This window comes from Streptomyces sp. NPDC051963 (assembly GCF_044593495.1).
GTDB lineage: Bacteria > Actinomycetota > Actinomycetes > Streptomycetales > Streptomycetaceae > Streptomyces.
This window is the reverse complement of sequence record NZ_JBIUCC010000003.1, coordinates 55,565-74,778: the sequence shown is the minus strand read 5'-3', so window position 1 is coordinate 74,778 and position 19,214 is coordinate 55,565. Positions and strand designations below refer to the sequence as shown.

Below are 19,214 nucleotides of genomic sequence, written 5' to 3'. Positions count from 1 at the left end.
GTCACCGCCGGTGCCGCGTGTGGCCGCCCGGAGACGGAGACCGGCCCCGGCCGCGGTGCGGCCGGAAAGGAGGAGCGTCATGCTCGAGATCAAGACGCTCGACAAGCCGGACGAGCGGAGGGACTTCCCCCGAGGTCATCTGGAAACCGTTCACATGACCGGACTCGACTTCGCCGTGGCGACCTTCGAGCCCGGCTGGCGCTGGTCGGAGTCCATAGCGCCGATAGCCGGGACCGAAAGCTGCCAGATCCACCACAACGGCTATATCGTCGCGGGCCGTTTGCGCATCCGCATGGACGACGGAGCCGAGAGCGAGGTAGGACCCGGCGACGTCTTCGTGTGCCCGCCGGGACACGACGCCTGGGTCGTGGGCGACGAACAGGTCATCGCGTACGACTTCGCGGGAGGCATGGCGCAGGAGTACGCCAAGGCCAAGGACGCGTAGCAGCTCTCACACCGTGATGACGACCTTGGCGCGTGCGTGCTCCACCTCGAGGTACCGGATCGCCTCCCGTGTCTCGGCGAACGGGTACGTGCGGTCGATGGCCGGGACGACCTTTCCGGACTCGGCCAGCTCGCCCAGGGCCGTCAGGTACTCCGTGGTGACCACTGCCGGGAGTTCGAGCACACGGTGCTGAATGAACCTGCTGACCGCACGCCCCTGAAAGAACAGACTCATCGGCCCGAAGAAGGTGCCGCCGTTGTAGGTCCCTCCGCCGGACAGCACCAGCGTGCCGGTGGGGGTCAGTACGCGCCGGAACTCGCTGAGGGACTTGTTGCCGACCAGGTCGAGCACCACGTCGTACGGGTGCTCGCTCCGGGTGAAGTCCTCCTGGCTGTAGTCGACGACATGGTCCGCTCCCAGAGAGCGGACCATGTCCACGTTGCGGGTCCGGCAGACCGCGGTGACGTCCAGGCCGTAGACCTTCGCGAGCTGCACCGCGAACGTGCCGACGCCGCCGGACGCGCCGTTGATCAGGATCTTCTGTCCGGATCGCACCCGGGCCACATCACGGAGGCCCATCAGTGCGGTGCACCCCGCCACGGGGATGGCGGCCGCCTGCTCGAAGGTGACGCCGGCCGGTTTCCGGGCCACGGCGCCGGCCCGGGCGCACGCGTACTCGGCGAAGGTTCCGTCGGTCTCGCCGAACACCTCGTCGCCCACGTGCAGTCCCTTGACCGCGCTGCCGACGGCCTCGATCCGGCCCGCGAAGTCATTGCCGCGGATCTTCGCCTTGGGGCCGCGGAGCCCCATGGACATGCGCATCAGTTTCGGGTCGCCGTGCATGAGGTGCCAGTCCTTGGCGTTGACGGACGCCGCGTGCACCCGTACGAGCACCTGGTCGGCGCCCGGCGCCGGCCGGTCGACGTCCCTGAGCTCCAGCTCGTCCGCCGAGCAGTACCGGTCCTGGATCCAAGCCTTCATGGATTCCCCCTCTGTCATTCCGGAGCGTAGGAGAGCGAGGTCCGTCCGGGAATGAGGGACGAGCCCCAGTTCTCCCGGAGAAGCGCCCCCTAGGGGGTGCGGGGGAGGCACACGGCACGAGGGGTGCGCTTGCGCCATGAAACCGATCGGTTTACGCTCCTCATGTCGAGGGGGAAACCGATCGGTTTCCTCTTTTCATGCCCGAGGATTGCGGAGCGTCCCATGACAACGATCGAAGGCTCAGTCGCCCTGGTCACCGGCGGCAGTCGCGGCATCGGCCGCGCCCTGGTGGCGGACCTGTACGAGCGGGGCGCGAAGAAGGTCTACGCCACCGCCCGCGACCCGCGGACCGTCACCCACCCCGAGGCCGTCCCGCTGGCCCTCGAAGTCGGCGACCCGGCCTCCGTGGCGGCCGCCGCCGAGCAGGCGCAGGACGTCACGCTGCTGATCAACAACGCGGGCGCGAGCGTGAACGCCAACTTCCTCACCTCACCCGTCGACGACGTCCGCCGCGAGTTCGAGACGAACTTCTACGGACCGCTCCTCGTCACCCGCGCCTTCGTGCCGGTCATCGAGCGCAACGGCGGCGGCCACATCCTGAACGTCCACTCGGTGCTCTCGTGGGTCGGGCTCGCCGGCTCCTACAGCGCCTCCAAGGCCGCCTTCTGGTCGCAGACCAACTCCCTGCGCCTCGACCTCAAACCGCGCGGCATCGACGTCACGGGTCTCCATGTCGGCTACGTCGACACGGACATGGCGGCGACGATCGACGCGCCGAAGTCCACGCCCGCGCACGTGGCGGCGCAGGCCCTCGACGGCATCGAGGCCGGAGCCTACGAGGTGCTGGCCGACGACATCTCCCGGCAGGTCAAGTCGGGGCTGTCCGCGGATCTCGCGATGCTGTATCCGCAGCTCACGGCCTGATCACACCGGCAGCAGACGGGCGACCAGCTCGCCGAGCTGCCGGGCGTTGCGGCACTCGTGCATCCCGACGACACCGGCGTAGTCGGGCGCGGCCGAGTCGCCGGTGCCCCACAGGGTGCGCGGCTCGGGGTTCAACCAGTAGATGCGGCGGGCCCGTTCGGCGATGTCGCGTACGGCGGGCAGGTTCGGGTCGCTCATATTGGTGCGGGCGTCACCGAGGACGAACACGGTCGTGCGCGAGCCCACCGCGTCCCCGAACCGTTCCGCGAACTCTCCCAGGGCGACGCCGTAGTCACTGCTGCCGTGCCAGCCGGTCAGCGTCGCCTCCGCCCGGATACGGGCGCCGAGTCCCTGGGGATCGGCGATGCCGTGCCGGAGCAGCCCGGTCACCTCGTCGATCCGGTTGACGAAGGCGAACACCCGCACCTTGCTGAACTGGTCGTGCAGCGCCTGCACCAGCAGCATCGTGAAGTCCGAGAAGCCGGACACCGAGCCCGACACATCGCACAGCAGCACCAGTTCGGGGCGGGCGGGACGGCGCCGGCGCAGCACGGGCCGCATCGGCACCCCGCCCGTCGACAGCGAGCCGCGCAGGGTGCGGCGCAGGTCGATCGTGCCCCGCGAGGCACGGCGACGGCGCGCGGCCAGCCGGGTGGCGAGCTTGCGGGCAAGCGGCTGCACCGTCCTGCGCAGCTCGGCCACCCGGTCCCGCCCGGCATACAGGAAGTCGACCCGGTCGGCGGTCGGGGCGACGGCCCGCCGGGCGATCTCGTCCCGGCCGCGCCGCTCGGCGACCCGACGCCGGGCCTCCGCGGCCACCATCGCTCGGAAGACCTCGATCCGCCGCCGGATCTCGTCGTCGAGGAGCCGGTCCGTGAACCCCGTGGCGCCGCTCTGCGCCCGGATCTCGTCGCGGACGCGGGCGAGCAGCGTCTGCGGGCGGAGCCGGTCGAGCGTCTGGTACGACGACCAGCCGTCCGACGCCGGCGAACTCCCGTACCCGCCGAAGCCGTCGACGGCCTCGCCCGCCAACCGGCCCATCAGGGCCGCATCGTCGGCCGCGAGTGCCGCCGCGAGCCGGTCGCGCAGGTCGTCCCGGTCCGCGGGCTCCTCCTCGGGCGCTCCCACACCCCGCGGGAAGTACAGGTCGAAGACGGGGTCGAACACCGGCCGCTGGCCCGTGCCGTGCAGCAGCGTCGCGGCGAGCCCCTCGCGCAGTTGCTCACGGTCCGCGAGCCCCAGCGCCGTCACCGCCCGACCGGCGTCCACACTCTCGCCGGTGCCGATGCGGATGCCGTGCGCACGGAGCGCGGCGACGAAGTCCGTCAGCCGCCCCGCGACATCCGACGCCCCTTCGGTCATACGGCGTCCAGGTCCAGCTTTGCGGCCGCCTTCAGGACGTCGTCCTGGTGCTTGAGGAGCACGCCCAGGCTGGCCCGTACGACCGTCTCGTCGAGGGTGTCGGCCCCCAGGGCCAGCAGTGTGCGCGCCCAGTCGACGGTCTCGGCGACCGAGGGCACCTTCCGCAGGTCCATCGCCCGCAGGGCCCCGACGACCCGCACCACGGAGGTGGCCAGCGCCTCGTCGAGATCCGGCACCTTCAACCGTACGATCCGGCGCTCCAACTCCTCGTCGGGGAAGCCGATGTGGAGGAACAGACAGCGGCGGCGCAGTGCTTCGGAGAGCTCGCGGCTCGCGTTCGAGGTGAGGACGACGAAGGGGCGGCGCGTCGCCGTGACCGTGCCCAGCTCGGGGACGGTGACCTGGAAGTCGCTGAGCACTTCGAGCAGCAGGCCCTCCACCTCGACGTCCGCCTTGTCGGTCTCGTCGATCAGCAGGACCTTGGGGTTGTCGCCGCGTATGGCCGTGAGCAGGGGGCGGGGGAGCAGGAACTCCTCGCTGAAGATGTCGGTACGCGCCTCGTCCCAGGTCTCGTCGCGCCCCGCGCTGATGCGCAGCAGTTGTTTGGCGTGGTTCCACTCGTACAGCGCGCGGGACTCGTCGACCCCTTCGTAGCACTGGAGCCGGATGAGTTCCGCGCCGGCGACCGCGGCGACGGCCTTGGCGAGTTCCGTCTTGCCGACGCCGGCCGGGCCCTCCACCAGGAGCGGCTTGCCGAGCCGGTCGGCGAGGAAGACGGTGGTGGCGACCGCGGGCGAGGCGAGATAGCCGGTTTCGGCCAGGCGCGCGGAGACTTCGTCGACGGATGTGAACAACGGGGCCTCCCGCTCGGAGTCGGTTTCCGGACCTATCTAAGCGCTTGTTCAGCTCGCGTGTCACGTGATCCCCGGTCGGTATACCGATCGGTTTCCGATGTGGCCCGGTGCGCGGTAGCCTCGCTGTATGGCCATGACAGACAGGGCGTCCACGAGGGACCGGTTGCTCGACGCGGCGGCCGAGATGTTCTACCGCGACGGTGTCTCCATCGGCGTCGAGGCGCTGTGCCGGGCGGCCGGAGTCTCCAAACGGTCGATGTACCAGCTCTTCGCGAGCAAGGACGACGTCCTCGCGGCGAGCCTGGAGCGCCGGGCGCCCGAGTACGAGCGGCAGCTCACCCCGGACCCGCAGCAGAAGCCCGGCACCCCGCGCGAGCGCATCCTCGACGTCTTCGAGCGGCTGGAGAAGGCGTCCGCGGAGCCCGACTACCGAGGCTGCCCCTATCTGTCGGCGATGGTCGAGCTGAAGGACCCCGAGCACCCGGCGAGTGTCGTAGCCCGTGCGATGAAGGAGCGGCTGACCGAGGCGTTCCGTGGGCTGGCCGAGCTCGGCGGCGCCCCCGATCCGCAGCTGCTGGCCCGCCAGCTGACACTGGTCTTCGACGGCGCGAGCGCCCGGGCGGGCGCGGGGGTCGAGACGCTGGACGGGCTGACCACCTCCACCGTGACGGCGCTGCTGGACGCGGCGGGGGTCAAGTAACAGGGAGGCAAGCAGGAAAGAGGGGCAGCCGCCGTGGCGACCGCCCCTCCCGAAGTCCCCGTGCTCAGGCGGCGAGCCCCACCGCCTCCACCGCCGGCTTGCGCAGCACCCGCCGGGCCGTGGCCAGGCCCGTCCCCATCGTCACCGCCGCCGCGATCGCGGCGACCGCGAGCCAGATGCCGAAGAACTGGCCCGGCAGCACCTCGTCCGAGCGCACGACGGTGAAGGGGACGATGCCCGCCAGCGCGGCCACCGTGCCGAAGAGGACGCCGGTCACCGTGAGGACCAGCCCCTCGGCGCCCACCACACCGAGCACCTGACCGGGAGTCGCCCCGGCCAGCCGCTGCTGCCCGAACTCCCGGGCCCGGTATGTCGTCGCCGCGTACAGCGAGTTGATCAGCATGACGCAGACGAACGCCACGATGATGCCGACGACCGTGAAGTTCAGCGTCTCCAGGGTCTTGGCGTCGACGTCCTTGACGATGCCCAGCTTCGCGACCTCGTCGCTCTCCACCGCCTGCATGGTGAGCGTCGCCGTGGACACCGCCGTGAACAGGATCAGCGACATCAGGATCCCGGCGAGATGATCCGCCCGCTCACGCAGATTGCGCACGGCCAGCCAGCCGCTGGCCCCCGACAGCGACAGCCGGTTCAGCAGCCCCTTCAGCAGTCGCGTCGCCAGCAGTGCGAAGCCCACCGACAGCAGGATCGCCCCGTACGCCGGCGCCGCCATCAGCGCCTCGTCCGTCGCCGACATCGCAAAGGTCGAGGTCACCGCCACAGCGCCGAGGCCCAGCGCGGCGTACGCGAAGAACTTCCGCGCCCCGCCCCGCCGTTCACGCCGGTGCGTCGCCCGCCGTACGGCGAGAAACGCGGCGCCCGCGGCGGCGAGCAGCGTGATGCCGACACCGGAGTCCAGGGCGATCGGACCGAAGGCGTGGTCGACGGAGTCGGCGACCTGGCCGCTGTCCTGGAACACGTCCAGCAGCAGCTGTCCGCCCAGCATCGCCGGGCCGATCGCCAGCACCGCGCCCACCAGGGCCACGGCCACCGCCTCACCGACGACCATCCGCTTGATCTGCGCCGGGGTCGCCCCCGAGCAGCGCAGCAGCTCCAACTCCGCCGAGCGCTGACGGACGTTGACCGTGAGCGTGGAGGCGATGGCGAAGAACACCAGCAGCGTGCCGTAGCCGCCGACCACGCTCGCCGAGAGGCTCAGCGTCTCGGAGCTGGTCGAGTCGATTCCGGGCTGTCCGGCCGTGTCGTGCATCGAGTTGAACGTCATGATGACGGCCGCGCCGAGGAAGGCGGCCAGCAGGGTCGCGAGGAAACGTCCGGGGCGTTGCCGGATCGAACGCATGGCCAGTACGAACATCGCTCACACCGCCTTCAGCGCATCGTCGCCCAGGTGGGCGAGCCGCTCGGCGACCGCGTCGGGGGTCGGCGCGTCCATCCGGCCGGCCAGCCGGCCGTCCGCCAGGAACAGCACCGAGTCGGCGTACGAGGCGGCGACCGGGTCGTGCGTCACCATCACCACGGTCCGGCCGTGCACCCGCACCGCGTGCTGGAGCAGCCGCAGCACCTCGCGGGCACTGCGTGTGTCCAGGGCGCCGGTCGGCTCGTCCGCGAAGACCACCCGGGGTTCGGTGACCAGTGCGCGGGCGATCGCCACCCGCTGCCGCTGACCGCCGGACAGCTGGTCGGGACGGTGGCCGAGCCGGTCGCCGAGCCCCACCGAGCTCAGGATCTCCTGGGCCCGCTTCCGGTCGACGCGCTGCCCGGCCAGCTTGAGCGGCAGCACCGTGTTCTGCGCGACCGTCAGCGTCTCCAGCAGGTTGTACTGCTGGAACACGAACCCGATCCGGCGGCGCCGGAACCGCGTCAGCTCGGCCTCGGTGCCGCCCGTCATCTCCGCCCCGTCGACCAGCACGATGCCGCTGTCGGGCCGGTCGAGACCGGCCGCGCACTGGAGCAGCGTCGTCTTGCCGGAGCCCGACGGCCCCATCACGGCGGTGAAGGTGCCCCGCCCGAGGCTGAGCGTGACCCCGTCCAGGGCGGTCACGGCGCTGTCGTCGGCGCCATAGGTCTTGGTGACCTTGACCAGCCGCAGGGCCTCGGCGGCGGGTCCCTTGTCGTGCGTACGTCGTGATCCTGTGCGAAACATTTCGTCATCACCCTCCGTCGGGCACCTCCTGTGCCACGCCCAAGACGCTACGGAGACCGGGGCCGGACCACATTGGGCGCAGAACCCGTATCGGGGGGTGTACTCGGCAACACCCCGTACGGGTCACCAGAACGAGCCGACCCCGTGGACGGCCCGATGCAATGGACCCGTGACCGCGCCACCGGACGACTGCCTCGCGCGCAACGAGTGGATCTGCGGCGAGTATCTGAGCACCCGCCGCGACATCCTCCTCGACGCGGTCGGCCAGCATGTGCAGCTGACCGGGATCTCGGTCCTGATCGGCCTGGTCATCGCCCTGCCGCTGGCCGTGCTGGCCCGTCGCTGGGGCTGGTCGGCCGGGCCCGTCCTCGCCGTGACGACGATCCTCTACACGATCCCGTCCCTGGCGATGTTCTCGCTGCTGCTGCCGGTCTACGGCCTCTCGGGGAGCCTGGTCGTCGCCGGGCTCGTGCTGTACTCGCTGACGCTGCTGGTGCGGAACATCCTCGCGGGCCTGCGGGCCGTCCCCGAGGAGACCCGGCAGGCCGCACGAGGTATGGGCTACGGCCCCGTCCGCCTCCTGCTGACGGTGGAACTCCCGCTCGCCCTGCCCGCCGCGATGGCCGGGCTGCGCATCGCCACGGTCTCGGCGGTCTCCCTGGTGACGGTGGGCGCGATCGTCGGCTTCGGCGGGCTCGGCAACCTCATCTACGCGGGCATGAACACCTACTTCAAGGCGCAGGTGCTGACGGCGTCCGTGCTGTGTGTGGTGATCGCGGTCGCGGCCGACGTACTGCTCCTGGGTGTGCAGCGGCTGATCACCCCGTGGACGAGGGCGGCCTCCGGATGACGACCCTCACCGACGCCTGGGACTGGCTCACCGACGCCGCGCACTGGGCCGGCGACGACGGCATCTGGCACCGGCTCCTGCAACACTTCGTGCTGACCGTCGTCTGCCTCGTCGTCAGCTGCCTCATCGCACTGCCGGTGGCCATCGTCCTCGGGCACCTCGGCAAGGGCGGCGCACTGGCCGTGAACATCTCCAACATCGGCCGCGCCGTCCCGACGTTCGCCGTCCTGGTCCTGCTGCTCCTGACCCCCGTCGGCGACTGGGGAGAGGGCCCCACGGTCGTCGCCCTCGTCCTGTTCGCCATTCCGCCCCTGCTCACCAATGCGTACGTCGGGATGCGCGAGGTCGATCGCAGCGTCGTGCAGGCGGCGCGGGGGATGGGCATGACGGGCCGCCAGGTGATGGTGGGGGTGGAGCTCCCCCTCGCACTCCCGATGATCATGAACGGTGTGCGTATCGCCGCCGTCCAACTCGTCGCGACCGCCACGATCGCCGCGCTGGCGGGCGGGGGAGGGCTGGGTCGGATCATCACCGCGGGCTTCAACCTCGCGAGTACGCCGCAGGTGGTGGCCGGTGCGGTGCTCGTCGCCGTCTTCGCGCTGATCGTCGAGGGTGTCTTCGAGCTGGCCGAGCGCCTCTCGCCACGCTGGGTGAGGGGAGCGCGATGAGACGGCGCTCGGCGTTCGCCGCCCTGCTGCTGCTCACCGGCTGCGCGACCGGACCGTCCCTGGAAAGCCAGGGCGAGGTCACCGCGCCGCCCGGCGACAGCCGCAATCTCACCATCGGATCCGCCGGATTCACCGAGAGCGATCTGCTCGCCCAGATGTACGCGCTGCTGCTGAACCAGGCCGGATACAAGACCTCGATGCTCACCGTCGCCAACCGCGAACTGTACGAACCGGCCCTGGAATCCGGCCAGATCGACGTCGTGCCCGAGTACGCGGCGACCTTCGCCGACTGGCTGGGCGCCAAGGCCAACGGAGCCGACGCACCGCCGGTCGGCTCACCCGACCTCGCCGCCACGATGAAGGCGCTGCGCGAACTGGCCACACCCCGCGGGCTCACCGTCCTGGACCCCGGCCGGGCCGTCGACCAGAACACCTTCGCGGTGAGCGCGTCCTACGCCCGGCAGCACGGCCTCAAGACCCTCAGCGACCTCGGTGCCTCCGGACTCCCGGTACGGCTCGCCGCGGGCGACGAGTGCGTCCAACGGCCCTACTGCCGACCCGGGTTGGAGAAGACCTACGGCATCGACATCACGGGCGTCGACCCCAAGGGCGTCGGCACCACCCCGGCGAAACAGGCGGTCCAGAGCGGCCGGGACCAGATGGTCCTCACCACCACGACCGACGCCACCCTCCCCGAATTCGGCCTCGTCATCCTCACCGACGACAAACACCTCCAGAACGCCGACTACGTCGTCCCGGTCGTCAACCGCTCCCGCGCGGGCGGCGAAGGAGTGACCCGGGCCCTGGGCGCGCTGAACGACGTGCTCACCACGGCCGACCTGGCGTCCATGAACCAACAGGTGGACAGCTGGCGCCGGTTGGCGACGGACGTGGCGCGCACCTACCTGGAGGACAAAGGGCTGCTGAAGTGAGCGTCCCGACCCCGCTCACGCGTCCGCCACCGAGTCGAACGACACCTGATCGCGCGGCACGCCCAGCGCGTCCGCGTCGACGGAGCGCCGTAGCGCCTCATGCAGCTTCGCCGGGGTCAGGACGCCCAGGAAGCGGGCGCCGTCCAGGACGGCGACCCAGCCGGCGTCGTGCTGGAGCATCACGCCGAAGGCCTGCTTGAGAGGTGCGCCGACCGGGACCCAGGCGTTCATCCGGTGCGCGCGCTCGCCGACCGAACCGCCCGTCCCCAGGTCGTCGACCCCGACCCAGCCGAGCAGTTCACCGTCCTCGTCGAGCACCACGGCCCAGCGCGCGCCCTCCGCGCGCAGCCGTTCGGCCGCGGTTCCCGCCGGCTCGTCCGGGCGGGCGAGCGGCGGCTGCTCCAGGTCGTCGGCCTCGATCTCGGTGACGGACAGCCGTTTCAGCCCGCGGTCGGCGCCCACGAACTCCGCGACATACGGAGTCGCCGGGGCGCCCAGCACCGCTCCAGGGGTGTCGTACTGCTCGATCCGGCCCTGTCCGTACACGGCGATACGGTCACCGAGCCGCACCGCCTCCTCGATGTCATGCGTGACCAGCAGCACCGTCTTGCGTACCGCGGCCTGCATCCGCAGGAACTCGTCCTGCAACTGCTCCCGCACCACCGGGTCGACCGCGCCGAACGGCTCGTCCATCAGCAGCACCGGCGGATCGGCGGCCAGCGCCCGCGCCACCCCCACCCGTTGCCGCTGTCCGCCTGACAGCTGCTCCGGATAGCGACGCCCGTACGTCTTCGGATCCAGCCCCACCAGATCGAGCAACTCCGCCGCCCGCGCTCGGGCCTTCGCCTTCTTCCAGCCGACCAGTGACGGCACGGTCGCCGTGTTGTCGAGGATCGTGCGATGCGGGAACAGGCCCACCTGCTGGATGACGTAACCGATACGGCGGCGCAGCCGCACCGGATCGACCTCGGCGATGTCCTCGCCGTTCACGAAGATCTGTCCGGCCGTCGGTTCGATCAGCCGGTTCACCATCATCATGGTCGTCGTCTTGCCGCAGCCGGACGGGCCCACCAGCGTGACGAGCTCCCCCTCGGACACCTCGAAGCTGAGCCCGTCCACGGCCGTCGTACCGTCCGGATACCGCTTGGTGACCTGATCGAACCGGATCATGCCTTCACGCTAACGGCCCGACCGAACCACCGCTCACCGGCCGCGTCCCCCCGGGTCCGGTTCAGTCCGGAAGAGGCGGCCGACCGCCCTCCCCGGCGCGCAGCCCGTCGAGGACGACCGCCAGATAGCGCCGCCACAGCGGGCGGGAAGCGGACTCCGGCAGGGCGAGCACGGCGTTGATCATCGCGGCGATCGGCGGGATGTCGGCGGCGGTGAGACCTTCGCGCAGCGCACCCTGGCTCCGCGCCCGGTCGATCAGGGTCTCGCAGTGCCCGGCGATCTCCAGCCGTGCCCGCCCAAGGCCCTCGCCGCCGAACTCCGCGCGCTCCATCACCTCCCGCAGCGCGCGGTTGCGCGAGGCCCGCTCCAGCGCCCGCTCGAGAAAACCGGCGAGCGCGGCGAACGCGTCGTCCTCGTCCAGCGCCTCACGCGCCATCGCCGCGATCTCGTCGAGTTCGTCGGCGAAGACGGCGTCCGCGAGCGTCTCCTTGTCGGGAAATCTCCGGTACACGGTGCCGACGCCGAGCCCGGCGTGATGGGCCACGTCATTCAGCGTGGCCTGGAGGCCACGGGCGGCGAAGACCTCGCGCGCGGCCTGCACGACACGCCGCCGGTTGTCCTCCGCGTCCCGGCGCAGTGGACGTGCCGCGCCGGTCGGCCGGCTGCTCATGAACTTCTCCTCGGGCAGGGGCACTCGGGCCCACGGTAAGCGGATAAGGGATATCCACTTCATGCTACCGTCGCAATAAGTGGATACGGCATATCCACATCGCTAGTGGAGGGGAGTCCGACATGCACACCGTCGTCGTCACCGGAGGAACGGACGGGCTCGGCAAGGGGCTCGCCCTGCACTACCTGCGCCGGGGAGCCCACGTCATCGCGGTCGGCAGCACCCGGGCCAGAGGGGAAGCCCTCATCGAAGAGGCGGCGGCAAGCGACGGTCGCGTCACCTTCCTCCAGGCCGACCTCACGTCGGTGCGGGCGAGCCGGGAACTGGTCGCGACGATCGAGGAGACCTGCCAGGCGGTGGACCAACTCGTCCTGTGCGCCCAGCGCTACCGGCTCCTCGGTCCACGCAGCCTCACCGGCGAGGGGTTCGAGCACAGCTTCGCCCTCGCCTACCTCAGCCGATACGTCCTCAGCCACGGCCTGCGCGGCCTCCTCGAACGCGCACCCCGTCCGGTCGTCCTGAACGTCGGCACCCCGGGCATCCCGCTGGGTCGGATCCACTGGGACGATCCGCAACTGACCCGCCGCTACAGCGGTACCAGGGCCACCCTGCAGTCCTTCCGCGCCAACGACCTGCTCGGCGTGGCCTACGCGGAGCTCTACCCCGGAACCCCCGTTCGCTACATCGGCTACAACCCCGGCGTCGTGGCCACCGGCATGCCGGACCACCTCCCGCAGCCGCTCCGAGCCCTGACCAAGGCGTCGTTCGCGCTGTTCGCCACCTCGGTGGGCAAGGCCGTCACCCCGATGGCTCGCCTCCTGGACGACCCACCGGCCACTGCCTTCACCGCATATCGCGGCAAGCGCCCCGTCCCGCTGAAGGGCGCGGCGTTCGACCGGACCGCCGCTTTGCGCCTGCACGCGCTGACCCGGGACCTGCTCGACACGGCCGTGACCCCGTCGGGATGACGGACGCTCAGGCCGTCACCAGCACCACCTCCAGGGTGCGCGGTCCGTGCACCCCCTCGACCCGGTCGAGTTCGATGTCGCTGGTGGCGGAGGGGCCGGAGATCCAGGTCAGCGGGCGGGTCGGGTCGAGGTGCCGCATCGCCTGCGGGACGGAGGAGACGACCTGGTCGGGGACGCGTACGACGCAGATGTGGTGATCGGGGACGAGGGTGATGCGGCGACGGCCCTGGTCGGGGGAGCCGTCCAGGACGATCGTGCCGGTCTCGGCGATCGCGAGCGCGCAGCCCGTCACCACGCTGTCGACGCGGTCCAGTTCGTACGAGGTGTTCTCCGCCCGGTCCGGTACCCGTGGCACCTCGGTCGCCGCCAGCCAGGCCTCGTCCAGCCCCGGCGGTACGGCGACGGATGTCGAGTGCCGTGCGTCGAGCAGTCCCGCGATCACCCCGGAGAGTTCCGCGCCGGAGGTGCGGTGCACGATCGCCCGGTAGTCCGCCAGGTTCTCGGCGAGGAGATCGACCGTCTCCGCGACAGTCCGGTTGCCGTGCTCGCGCAGATAGGAGCGTGAGATGGCCTGGTCGTACGGCGTGTCGTCCGGTCGTACGTCCGCGAGTGCGCGTTGCACCCGGCCCAGGATCCGTTCCCTGCTGGTCACTTCGCGGCTCCCTTGTCGGAGTTCTCGCCGTGGGTGCGCTGCCACCAGTCCCGGAAGGGTTCGGACGGCACCGGGGGCAGCTCGCGGCTGTCGCTCCACGCCTTGCCGGGGCCCGGCAGCGTGCGCGGATGGAGGCGGCGGGTGCGCGAGGCGAGTCGCTGACCCGTTCGCAGGACTCCCGGCCGGGCGAACGCCCAGCGTGCCGCCCGCATGGCCGTCCGCTCGGCGGCATGTCCCTTCGCGGGCTTCAGCACCACCTTGTTGCCCTCGCGGGTCACCTGGCCGCCCTCGACGACACGTTCCCGCAGGTGGACGAGGACCTCGGGGATGTCGATGGCGACCGGACACACCTCGTAGCAGGCACCGCACAGCGACGAGGCGTACGGCAGCGAGGCGTCGATCTCGCTGTCGGTACCCCGGAGCTGCGGGCTGAGGATGGCGCCGATCGGGCCCGGATAGACGGAGCCGTACGCGTGACCGCCGGCCCGTTCGTACACCGGGCAGACGTTGAGACACGCCGAGCAGCGGATGCAGCGCAGGGCCTGGCGGCCGACCTCGTCGGCGAGGGTGTCGGTGCGGCCGTTGTCGAGGAGCACGAGATGGAAGGTCTGAGGGCCGTCAGCCGTCTCGGAGTCCGTCGTTCCCGTCCACATGCTCGTGTACGGGTTCATGCGCTCCGCCGTCGACGACCGCGGGAGCGTCTGCAGGAACACCTCCAGGTCCTGCCAGGTCGGCAGGATCTTCTCGATGCCGACCACCGAGATCAGCGTCTCGGGCAGGGTCAGGCACATCCGTCCGTTGCCCTCGGACTCGACGACGACCAGCGTGCCGGTCTCGGCGATCATGAAGTTGGCGCCGGAGACACCGACCTTGGCGCGCAGGAACTTCTCGCGGAGATGGAGGCGGGCGGCCTCGGCGAGTTCGGCGGGTGTGTCGGTCAGGCCTTCGGGAGCCGGTCGGCCCCACTCGCTCATCTCGCGGATGAAGATGTCCCGGATCTCGCCGCGGTTGCGGTGGATGGCGGGGACGAGGATGTGCGAGGGCCGGTCCTTGCCCAACTGCACGATCAGCTCGGCGAGATCGGTCTCGTAGGCGTGGATGCCCGCTTCTTCGAGCGCCTCGTTGAGCCCGATCTCCTGCGTGGCCATCGACTTGACCTTGACGACCTCCGACTCACCGGTCTCCTGGACCAGTCGCGTCACGATCCGGTTGGCCTCGTCGGCGTCGGCGGCCCAGTGGACCGTGCCGCCCGCGGCCGTCACCGACTCCTCCAACTGCTCCAGATAGCGGTCGAGATGGCGGAGCGTGTGGTCCTTGATCTGCTTGCCCGCCTCCCGCAGCGCCGCCCAGTCGGAGACCTCGGCGACCGCCTTGGCCCGCTTGGCGCGGATGGTGTGGGTGGCATGGCGCAGATTGCCGCGCAGGGTCTGGTTGTGCACTGCCTCGTGCGCGGCCTCGGGGAAGGCCGGCATCCCTACGAACGTGCCGCTCATGCCGCCGGCTCCTCTTCCGTGCTCGCCAGGATCTCCGCGATGTGCACCGGCCGCATACCGGTGCTGAGCCGGGCCATGGTCCCGCCGATGTGCATCAGACAGGAGTTGTCGGCCGCGCACAGCACCTCGGCGCCCGTCGACTCGGCGTTGCGCACCTTGTCCGCGCCCATCGCCGCGGAGACGTCGGAGTTCTTCAGCGCGAAGGTGCCGCCGAACCCGCAGCACTCGTCGGCGCCCGGCAGCTCGGCCAGCTCCAGCCCCTTGACGGCCTGGAGCAGCCGCCGCGGCCGGTCACCCAGGCCCAGGCTGCGCAGCCCGTGGCAGGTCGGGTGGTAGGTCACCATGTGCGGGTAGTACGCGCCGACGTCCGTCACCCCCAGCACATCGACCAGGAACTCCGTGAGTTCGTACGTCTTCGGGATCACCGGAGCCAACGTGGCGGCGAGCGTGTCCCCGCGCCCCTCGGCCCGCGCCCGCTCGCCCATCCGCGGATACAGCTCCCGCACCATCGCCCCACACGACCCTGACGGGGTCACGATCGCCTCGTACTCCCCGAATACATCGGAGAAATGCCGGGCCAGCGGCTCTGCCTCATGCCGGTAACCGGTGTTGTAGTGCGCCTGCCCGCAGCAGGTCTGGGCCATCGGGAAGTCGACCTCGACGCCCAGCCTGGTCAGCAGTTTCACCACGGCGCGACCCGTGTCCGGATAGAGCGTGTCGTTGACACAGGTCAGGAACAGGGCGACACGCATCGCGGCTCCTTGTGGTTGATCATCGGATGAGTGCAGCGTAGTCCGGCAACAGGACGCGGGGGAGTCCCCGGTCACCGCCCGGTGAGCCGGGCCTGAGCCGAACGCCAGCGTGCGGTGCCGCCGCGCGGCTCGTACCGCGTGAGCGGCTGCGTACGGGTGAGCAGTCGCCGCATCTCCGCACGGTCGCCGACGAGCCCGTGCGCCCGCGCCTGCACCAGGACGTTCCCGAGGGCGGCCGCCTCCGTCGGACCGGCCACCACCGGCAGTCCACAGGCATCGGCGGTGAGCTGGCACAGCAACGCGTTTCGGGTGCCGCCCCCAACCACGTGCACGACGTCGACCGGGTGGTCGGCCAGCCGCTGCGCCTCCTCGACCGCCCCGCGATGGGCGAGCGCGAGGGAGTCCAGGATGCAGCGCGTGATCTCGGCCGGGGACTCGGGCACCGGCTGCCCCGAGGCCCGGCAGGCCTCCGCGATCCGCTCCGGCATCCGCCCCGGCGCGAGAAACGCCGCGTCGCCCGCGTCCACGACCGACCGCAGCGCCGGCGCCTTGGCCGCGTCGAGCAGCAGCCCGCCCAACTCCGGCCCACCCCAGGCCCGTACGCACTCCTGGAGCAGCCACAGCCCCATGATGTTGCGCAGATAGCGGACCGTGTCGTCCAGCCCCAGCTCATTGGTGAAGTTGGCGGCCCGGCTCGCCTCGCTCAGCACCGGTGCATCCAGCTCCAGGCCCGCCAGGGACCAGGTGCCGGTGCAGATGTAGGCGAACCGCTCGCCCTCGGCAGGCACCGCCGCCACCGCCGACGCCGTGTCGTGCGAACCGACCGTCGTCACCGGCACCGGCCCGCTGAGCCCGGTCTCCTCCAGCACCTCGGGCCGCAGCACCCCCGCCGGATCGCCGGGTCGCCTGAGCGGCGCGAACAGGCCGAGGTCGATACCGACCCGGGCGGCGATGTCGTACGACCAGTCACGCGTCCGGGGATCGATCAGCTGGGTCGTCGAGGCGTTGGTCAGCTCGGTGCCCTGCTCGCCGGTGAGCCAGTAGGAGACCAGGTCCGGCACGAGCAACAGACGCTTGGCGTGGGCGAGTTGCTCGGCGGAACGGGCGGCGACCAGCTGGTACAGCGTGTTGAAGGGCGCGTACTGAAGTCCGGTCGCCGCATACAGCTCGGGGGCCGGCACGGTCGCCCACACCTTCTCCGCGATCCCCTCCGTGCGGGGGTCGCGATAGTGCACGGGATTACCGAGCAGCGCCCCGTCCGCGTCGAGCAGACCGTAGTCCACGGCCCAGCTGTCGATGCCGACGGAGTCCACCTGCCCGGCCGCCCGCAGTCCGTCGAGCACACCGGCGTAGAGCGAGAGAATGTCCCAGCGCAGCCCTTCGGGCACCCGCACCGGCCGATTGGGAAACCGGTGCGCCTCGCCCAGTTCGAGCGAGCCGGGCCCGACGCGGCCGACCATGACGCGCCCGCTGGACGCGCCGAGGTCGACCGCGGCGTACGACTTCACGGCGGCGCTCATCGCAGGAACGCGGCCGCGACACCGGCGTCGACCGGGACATGCAGCCCGGTGGTGTGCGTCAACTCCCCACCGGTCAGCGCGAACACGGCGTTGGCGACATGCTCGGGCAGCACCTCGCGCTTGAGGATGGTCCGCTGGGCGTAGAACTCGCCCAGCTTCGCCTCCTCCACCCCGTACACGGCAGCCCGCTGCGCACCCCAGCCGCCCGCGAAGATTCCCGACCCACGCACCACACCATCGGGATTGATCCCGTTGACACGGATGCCGTGCTCGCCCAACTCGGCGGCCAGCAGCCGCACTTGGTGTGCCTGGTCGGCCTTGGTGGCGGAGTAGGCGATGTTGTTGGGCCCGGCGAACACGGCGTTCTTGGAGGCGATGTAGACGATGTCGCCGCCCAGCCCCTGCGCGATCATCACCCGGGCGGCCTCGCGGGAGACGAGGAAGGACCCGCGGGCCATGATGTCGTGCTGCAGGTCCCAGTCCTTCGACGAAGTCTCCAGCAGCGGCTTGGAGATGGAGATACCGGCGTTGTTGACCACCAGATCGACCCCGCCGAAGGCCAGCACGGCCGCCTTGAAGGCGTCGGCGATCTGCTCCTCGCTCGTCACATCCACCGCCACGGCGACGGCCTTGTCCGGCCCGCCGAGCTCCTCGGCGACCTTGCCGGCGTTCTCCGCATTCAGATCCGCGACGACGACACACGCCCCCTCGGCCACGAGCCGCCCGGCGATCGCCTTTCCGATCCCGCTCCCGGCCCCCGTCACCAGCGCCACGCGCGTGGCCAGCGCCTTGGGCTTCGGCATCCGCTGAAGCTTGGCCTCCTCCAGCGCCCAGTACTCGATACGGAACTTCTCGGACTCCTCGATCGGCGCATACGTCGACACGGCCTCGGCCCCGCGCATCACATTGATGGCGTTGACATAGAACTCGCCGGCCACCCGAGCGGTCTGCTTGTCCTTGCCGAAGCTGAACATGCCGACCCCGGGAATCAGCACGATCGCCGGGTCGGCCCCGCGCATCGCCGGGGAGTCGGGCAGGGCGTGCCGCCGGTAGTAAGCGGCGTACTCCTCACGGTAGGCGGCGTGCAGCTCCTTGAGCCGTGCGAGCGCCTCGTCCAGCGGGGCGGTCGGCGGCAGGTCGAGCACGAGCGGCCGCACCTTGGTCCGCAGAAAGTGATCGGGACAGGAAGTACCGAGCGCGGCGAGCCGAGGATGCTCGGCACTCGCCAGGAAGTCGAGGACGACCCCGGAGTCGGTGAAGTGTCCGACCTGCGGCCTGTCCTGCGAGGCGATGGCCCGGACGTACGGCGCCAGAGCCGCGGCCCGCTCCCGACGCTCCGAAGCACCCAGGGCCGCGTACCCCTCGACGACCGGCCCGAAGGGCTCGGTCTTCCCGCGCTCCGCCAGAAACGCCTCGGCGGTACGGATGATGTGCAGCGAATTCTGCTCGCACTCCTCGGACGTGTCACCCCACGCGGTGATCCCGTGCCCGCCGAGAACGCACCCGACGGCCTGCGGGTTGGCCTCCTTCACGGCAGCGATGTCCAGCCCCAGCTGAAAGCCGGGCCGGCGCCACGGCACCCACACCACGCTGTTCCCGAAGCACTCGGCGGTCAGCTTCTCCCCGTCGGCGGCACAAGCGAGGGCGATGCCGGAGTCCGGGTGCAGGTGATCGACGTGCGCCGCGTCGACGAGGCCGTGCATGGCGGTGTCGATGGAGGGCGCGGCGCCCCCCTTGCCGTGCAGGCAGTAGTCGAACGCGGCCACCATCTCGTCCTCGCGCTCGACGCCCGGATAGACATCGACGAGCGCCCGCATCCGGTCCAGCCGCAACACGGCCAGCCCCGCCTCGGTGAGTGTCCCGAGATCACCCCCGGACCCCTTCACCCACATCAACTTGACGTCGCCGCCGGTGACGGGGTCGGTGTCGGTCCCCTTCGCGGACGCGTTCCCGCCGGCGTAGTTGGTGTTGCGGGGGTCAGCGCCGAGCCGATGGGACCGGGCGAGGAGAGCAGCGGCTTCGGGGTGCGATGCCATGTGCATTCAGTCCTTGTCTGAGATACGTGTGTGGAGCGCCCCTCCAGGGGCGCGGGGCTGTATCAATTTGCGG

The 19,214-nt window shown here is 70.8% G+C and carries 19 protein-coding genes; 7 read left to right on the top strand and 12 right to left on the bottom strand.

What is annotated here, in order from left to right:
* Positions 1 to 79: 79 nt before the first annotated feature.
* Positions 80 to 445 (top strand): cupin domain-containing protein, encoded by a 366-nt coding sequence (locus ACIHFB_RS12920; RefSeq protein ID WP_365279807.1) that lies wholly within the window; start codon positions 80 to 82, stop codon positions 443 to 445.
* Between the two features lie 6 nt (positions 446 to 451).
* Here the strand turns inward: ACIHFB_RS12920 and ACIHFB_RS12915 are convergent, their stop codons facing one another.
* Positions 452 to 1,426, bottom strand: a complete 975-nt coding sequence (locus tag ACIHFB_RS12915; RefSeq protein ID WP_400126798.1) for an NAD(P)-dependent alcohol dehydrogenase — start codon at positions 1,424 to 1,426, stop codon at positions 452 to 454.
* Positions 1,427 to 1,648: 222 nt separating this feature from the next.
* Between ACIHFB_RS12915 and ACIHFB_RS12910 the strand changes: the two genes are divergently transcribed.
* Entirely contained in the window at positions 1,649 to 2,350 is a 702-nt protein-coding gene (locus ACIHFB_RS12910) for an SDR family oxidoreductase (protein ID WP_365279802.1), read from the top strand.
* Here the strand turns inward: ACIHFB_RS12910 and ACIHFB_RS12905 are convergent, their stop codons facing one another.
* Both ACIHFB_RS12905 and ACIHFB_RS12900 read right to left on the bottom strand, forming a co-directional pair.
* The gene (locus ACIHFB_RS12905) at positions 2,351 to 3,712 is read right to left on the bottom strand and encodes a VWA domain-containing protein (RefSeq protein WP_400126797.1); all 1,362 of its coding nucleotides are present in this window, start codon (positions 3,710 to 3,712) and stop codon (positions 2,351 to 2,353) included.
* Positions 3,709 to 4,566 (bottom strand): MoxR family ATPase, encoded by an 858-nt coding sequence (locus tag ACIHFB_RS12900; protein WP_365279796.1) that lies wholly within the window; start codon positions 4,564 to 4,566, stop codon positions 3,709 to 3,711. Before ACIHFB_RS12900 ends, ACIHFB_RS12905 begins: the two co-directional genes overlap by 4 nt.
* A 127-nt stretch (positions 4,567 to 4,693) precedes the next feature.
* On the opposite strand from ACIHFB_RS12900, the gene ACIHFB_RS12895 reads away from it, so the two are divergent.
* The gene (locus ACIHFB_RS12895; protein WP_365279793.1) at positions 4,694 to 5,266 is read left to right on the top strand and encodes a TetR/AcrR family transcriptional regulator; all 573 of its coding nucleotides are present in this window, start codon (positions 4,694 to 4,696) and stop codon (positions 5,264 to 5,266) included.
* Positions 5,267 to 5,330: 64 nt separating this feature from the next.
* On the opposite strand, the gene ACIHFB_RS12890 is transcribed toward ACIHFB_RS12895, so the two are convergent.
* Both ACIHFB_RS12890 and ACIHFB_RS12885 read right to left on the bottom strand, forming a co-directional pair.
* Positions 5,331 to 6,641 (bottom strand): FtsX-like permease family protein, encoded by a 1,311-nt coding sequence (locus ACIHFB_RS12890; RefSeq protein WP_400126796.1) that lies wholly within the window; start codon positions 6,639 to 6,641, stop codon positions 5,331 to 5,333.
* Positions 6,642 to 6,644: 3 nt separating this feature from the next.
* Positions 6,645 to 7,430 (bottom strand): ABC transporter ATP-binding protein, encoded by a 786-nt coding sequence (locus ACIHFB_RS12885; protein WP_365279787.1) that lies wholly within the window; start codon positions 7,428 to 7,430, stop codon positions 6,645 to 6,647.
* Positions 7,431 to 7,599: 169 nt separating this feature from the next.
* Here ACIHFB_RS12885 and ACIHFB_RS12880 point away from each other — a divergent pair, with 169 nt between their 5' ends.
* From ACIHFB_RS12880 to ACIHFB_RS12870, 3 genes are read left to right on the top strand one after another with little or no spacing between them, the layout of a single operon-like run.
* Positions 7,600 to 8,280: an ABC transporter permease gene (locus tag ACIHFB_RS12880; protein ID WP_400126795.1), complete on the top strand. Its 681-nt coding sequence runs from the start codon at positions 7,600 to 7,602 to the stop codon at positions 8,278 to 8,280.
* Entirely contained in the window at positions 8,277 to 8,948 is a 672-nt protein-coding gene (locus ACIHFB_RS12875; protein WP_365279781.1) for an ABC transporter permease, read from the top strand. The genes ACIHFB_RS12880 and ACIHFB_RS12875 overlap by 4 nt, the downstream gene beginning before the upstream one ends.
* Complete coding sequence (locus ACIHFB_RS12870) at positions 8,945 to 9,880, top strand: ABC transporter substrate-binding protein (RefSeq protein ID WP_400126794.1); 936 nt, start codon at positions 8,945 to 8,947, stop codon at positions 9,878 to 9,880. Before ACIHFB_RS12875 ends, ACIHFB_RS12870 begins: the two co-directional genes overlap by 4 nt.
* A 15-nt stretch (positions 9,881 to 9,895) precedes the next feature.
* Here the strand turns inward: ACIHFB_RS12870 and ACIHFB_RS12865 are convergent, their stop codons facing one another.
* Complete coding sequence (locus ACIHFB_RS12865; protein WP_365279775.1) at positions 9,896 to 11,050, bottom strand: betaine/proline/choline family ABC transporter ATP-binding protein; 1,155 nt, start codon at positions 11,048 to 11,050, stop codon at positions 9,896 to 9,898.
* A gap of 61 nt (positions 11,051 to 11,111) precedes the next feature.
* Positions 11,112 to 11,720 carry a TetR/AcrR family transcriptional regulator gene (locus ACIHFB_RS12860; protein ID WP_400126793.1) on the bottom strand — a complete coding sequence of 203 codons (609 nt, stop codon included), beginning with the start codon at positions 11,718 to 11,720 and terminating at the stop codon, positions 11,112 to 11,114.
* 122 nt (positions 11,721 to 11,842) lie between these two features.
* Here ACIHFB_RS12860 and ACIHFB_RS12855 point away from each other — a divergent pair, with 122 nt between their 5' ends.
* The gene (locus ACIHFB_RS12855) at positions 11,843 to 12,688 is read left to right on the top strand and encodes an SDR family NAD(P)-dependent oxidoreductase (RefSeq protein ID WP_365279769.1); all 846 of its coding nucleotides are present in this window, start codon (positions 11,843 to 11,845) and stop codon (positions 12,686 to 12,688) included.
* 7 nt (positions 12,689 to 12,695) lie between these two features.
* Here ACIHFB_RS12855 and ACIHFB_RS12850 read toward each other — a convergent pair whose 3' ends face one another.
* The 5 genes from ACIHFB_RS12850 to ACIHFB_RS12830 form a co-directional block, all read right to left on the bottom strand.
* Entirely contained in the window at positions 12,696 to 13,340 is a 645-nt protein-coding gene (locus tag ACIHFB_RS12850) for a lactate utilization protein C (protein WP_365279766.1), read from the bottom strand.
* Positions 13,337 to 14,833: a LutB/LldF family L-lactate oxidation iron-sulfur protein gene (locus tag ACIHFB_RS12845; protein ID WP_365279763.1), complete on the bottom strand. Its 1,497-nt coding sequence runs from the start codon at positions 14,831 to 14,833 to the stop codon at positions 13,337 to 13,339. The genes ACIHFB_RS12850 and ACIHFB_RS12845 overlap by 4 nt, the downstream gene beginning before the upstream one ends.
* Positions 14,830 to 15,585, bottom strand: coding sequence for a (Fe-S)-binding protein (locus tag ACIHFB_RS12840; protein WP_365279760.1), 756 nt, complete (start codon positions 15,583 to 15,585; stop codon positions 14,830 to 14,832). The genes ACIHFB_RS12845 and ACIHFB_RS12840 overlap by 4 nt, the downstream gene beginning before the upstream one ends.
* 71 nt (positions 15,586 to 15,656) lie before the next feature.
* Positions 15,657 to 17,105 (bottom strand): rhamnulokinase family protein, encoded by a 1,449-nt coding sequence (locus ACIHFB_RS12835; RefSeq protein WP_365279757.1) that lies wholly within the window; start codon positions 17,103 to 17,105, stop codon positions 15,657 to 15,659.
* Positions 17,102 to 19,141 (bottom strand): bifunctional aldolase/short-chain dehydrogenase, encoded by a 2,040-nt coding sequence (locus ACIHFB_RS12830; RefSeq protein ID WP_365279754.1) that lies wholly within the window; start codon positions 19,139 to 19,141, stop codon positions 17,102 to 17,104. The genes ACIHFB_RS12835 and ACIHFB_RS12830 overlap by 4 nt, the downstream gene beginning before the upstream one ends.
* Positions 19,142 to 19,214 lie beyond the last annotated feature (73 nt).

What these genes read in the sequence shown, in the direction of transcription:
- ACIHFB_RS12895 (WP_365279793.1), top strand. Translation starts at nt 4,694, where the DNA reads ATGGCCATGACAGACAGGGCGTCCACGAGGGACCGGTTGCTCGACGCG.
- ACIHFB_RS12870 (WP_400126794.1), top strand. Translation starts at nt 8,945, where the DNA reads ATGAGACGGCGCTCGGCGTTCGCCGCCCTGCTGCTGCTCACCGGCTGC.
- ACIHFB_RS12915 (WP_400126798.1), bottom strand. Translation starts at nt 1,426, where the DNA reads ATGAAGGCTTGGATCCAGGACCGGTACTGCTCGGCGGACGAGCTGGAG.
- ACIHFB_RS12835 (WP_365279757.1), bottom strand. Translation starts at nt 17,105, where the DNA reads ATGAGCGCCGCCGTGAAGTCGTACGCCGCGGTCGACCTCGGCGCGTCC.
- ACIHFB_RS12860 (WP_400126793.1), bottom strand. Translation starts at nt 11,720, where the DNA reads ATGAGCAGCCGGCCGACCGGCGCGGCACGTCCACTGCGCCGGGACGCG.
- ACIHFB_RS12905 (WP_400126797.1), bottom strand. Translation starts at nt 3,712, where the DNA reads ATGACCGAAGGGGCGTCGGATGTCGCGGGGCGGCTGACGGACTTCGTC.
- ACIHFB_RS12910 (WP_365279802.1), top strand. Translation starts at nt 1,649, where the DNA reads ATGACAACGATCGAAGGCTCAGTCGCCCTGGTCACCGGCGGCAGTCGC.
- ACIHFB_RS12920 (WP_365279807.1), top strand. Translation starts at nt 80, where the DNA reads ATGCTCGAGATCAAGACGCTCGACAAGCCGGACGAGCGGAGGGACTTC.
- ACIHFB_RS12840 (WP_365279760.1), bottom strand. Translation starts at nt 15,585, where the DNA reads ATGCGTGTCGCCCTGTTCCTGACCTGTGTCAACGACACGCTCTATCCG.
- ACIHFB_RS12890 (WP_400126796.1), bottom strand. Translation starts at nt 6,641, where the DNA reads ATGTTCGTACTGGCCATGCGTTCGATCCGGCAACGCCCCGGACGTTTC.
- ACIHFB_RS12830 (WP_365279754.1), bottom strand. Translation starts at nt 19,141, where the DNA reads ATGGCATCGCACCCCGAAGCCGCTGCTCTCCTCGCCCGGTCCCATCGG.
- ACIHFB_RS12875 (WP_365279781.1), top strand. Translation starts at nt 8,277, where the DNA reads ATGACGACCCTCACCGACGCCTGGGACTGGCTCACCGACGCCGCGCAC.
- ACIHFB_RS12885 (WP_365279787.1), bottom strand. Translation starts at nt 7,430, where the DNA reads ATGTTTCGCACAGGATCACGACGTACGCACGACAAGGGACCCGCCGCC.
- ACIHFB_RS12855 (WP_365279769.1), top strand. Translation starts at nt 11,843, where the DNA reads ATGCACACCGTCGTCGTCACCGGAGGAACGGACGGGCTCGGCAAGGGG.
- ACIHFB_RS12865 (WP_365279775.1), bottom strand. Translation starts at nt 11,050, where the DNA reads ATGATCCGGTTCGATCAGGTCACCAAGCGGTATCCGGACGGTACGACG.
- ACIHFB_RS12845 (WP_365279763.1), bottom strand. Translation starts at nt 14,833, where the DNA reads ATGAGCGGCACGTTCGTAGGGATGCCGGCCTTCCCCGAGGCCGCGCAC.